This is a genomic window from Pseudomonas sp. NFACC04-2 (genome assembly GCF_900119265.1).
Taxonomy (GTDB): domain Bacteria; phylum Pseudomonadota; class Gammaproteobacteria; order Pseudomonadales; family Pseudomonadaceae; genus Aquipseudomonas; species Aquipseudomonas fluorescens_AA.
The window spans coordinates 1-1959 of the sequence record NZ_FPJC01000057.1; the positions used below are offsets into that span (position 1 = coordinate 1).

The following is a 1959-nucleotide window of genomic DNA, read 5'->3' on the forward strand; positions in this document are numbered from 1 at the left end:
ATCGAACTGGGCGAAATCGAAGCGCGCCTGAACGCCCTGGCGTCGGTGCGCGAAGCGCTGGTATTGGCCCAGGAAGGGCCGAGCGGCCAGCAACTGGTGGGCTATGTGATCCCGGCAGATCCCCGCGAGGAGCAAGCCGGTTTACGTGACCGGATCAAGGCCCAGCTCAAGGCCGACCTGCCGGACTACATGGTGCCGACGCACCTGCTGTTCCTCGAGCAATGGCCGCTGACCGCCAACGGCAAGCTCGACCGCAAGGCCTTGCCGCCCGCCGATGCCAGCCAGGTCCAGCAGGACTACGTGGCACCGCAAAGTGAACTGGAGCAACAGATCGCGGTGATCTGGCAAGACGTGCTCAAGGTGGAGCGGGTAGGGCTTAGGGATAACTTCTTCGAACTGGGCGGCCATTCGCTGCTGGCGACACAGATGGTCTCGCGCATTCGCCAAGCCTTGGGCCTGAACCTGCAACTGCGCCAGTTGTTCGAGAACGCCAGCCTTGAGGCCTGTGTGGCCGCGCTGGTGGGCAGCGACATGGTGCGGCCGGCGAGCATCCCGCGTCTTTCCCGGGACCACGTGCAACTGCCACTGTCCTACGCCCAGCAACGCCAGTGGTTCCTCTGGCAGATGGAGCCCCACAGCGCGGCGTACCACATTCCGGCGGCGCTGCGGATCCAGGGCGCCCTGGACCTGCAGGCCTTGCAACGGAGTTTCGCCGCCCTGGTGCAGCGCCACGAGAGCCTGCGCACCACCTTCGTCCAGATCGATGAGCAAGCGTTCCAAGTCATTCACGGGCAGATGAACCCGCTGGTGATTCCGCAGATTCTCGACGGTGGCAATGAACAGATCCAGGCCTTCGTCCGCCAGCAGATCGCCCAGCCATTCGACCTGCAAAACGGCCCGCTGCTGCGGGTTGGCCTGCTGCGGGTGGCGGCCGACGAACATGTGCTGGTGCTGACTCAACACCACATCGTCTCCGATGGCTGGTCGATGCAATTGCTGGTGCAGGAACTGATCCAGGGTTATGCCGCGTACAGCCAGGGTGAGTCCCCGGCATTGGCCGAACTGCCGATCCAGTATGCCGATTACGCGGTGTGGCAGCGGCAGTGGATGGACGCCGGCGAACGGGAACGGCAACTGGCGTACTGGACCGATGTGCTGGGGGGCGAGCAGCCGTTGCTGGCGCTGCCCACCGACCGGCCGCGCCCGGCCCGGCAGAGCTTTGCCGGCGCACGCCTGGCTATCGACCTGCCCCAGGCCTTGGGCCAACAGCTGCGACAATTGGCCCAGCGCGAAGGCAGCACGTTGTTCATGGTCTTGCTGGCGTCGTTCCAGGCCTTGCTGCATCGCTACAGCGGCCAGTCGGACATTCGTGTCGGCGTGCCCATCGCCAACCGCAACCGGGTGGAGACCGAAGGGCTGATCGGCTTTTTCGTCAACACCCAGGTGCTCAAGGCCGAGGTCGATCCGCAGCAGCGCTTCAGTGCGTTGCTGGCCCAGGTCAAACAGGCGGCCATCGGTGCCGAGGCCCATCAGGACCTGCCGTTCGAGCAACTGGTCGAGGCGCTGCGGCCTGAGCGCAACTTGAGCCACAGCCCGTTGTTCCAGGTGCTGTACAACCACCAGAGCGTTGCTCGCCAGGCATTGCCGGCGTTGCCCGGGCTGGTCATCAAGGCCCAGGACTGGGAAAGCCAGACCGCCCAGTTCGACCTGACCCTCGACACCTTGGAAGCCGAAGGTGAACTCGGTGCGGCGCTGACCTATGCCACTGACCTGTTCGACGCCAGCACCGTGCAACGCCTGGCCGATCACTGGTTGAACCTGCTGCACGGCATCGTCGCCGATCCCCGCCGATGCATCGGTGAACTGCCGCTGCTGACGGCCGCCGAACAACAGCAACACTTCGCCCAATGGAACCCTGCGCCGAACAGCTTCCCGGGCGAGGCCTGCCTGCATCAGCGC

1 protein-coding gene is annotated in these 1959 nt (G+C 65.0%); it reads left to right on the forward strand.

Going from position 1 to position 1959, the window contains the following annotated elements:
* A partial coding sequence (locus BT125_RS28255; RefSeq protein ID WP_256573858.1) for a condensation domain-containing protein occupies nucleotides 1-1959 on the forward strand: 1959 nt, incomplete at both ends.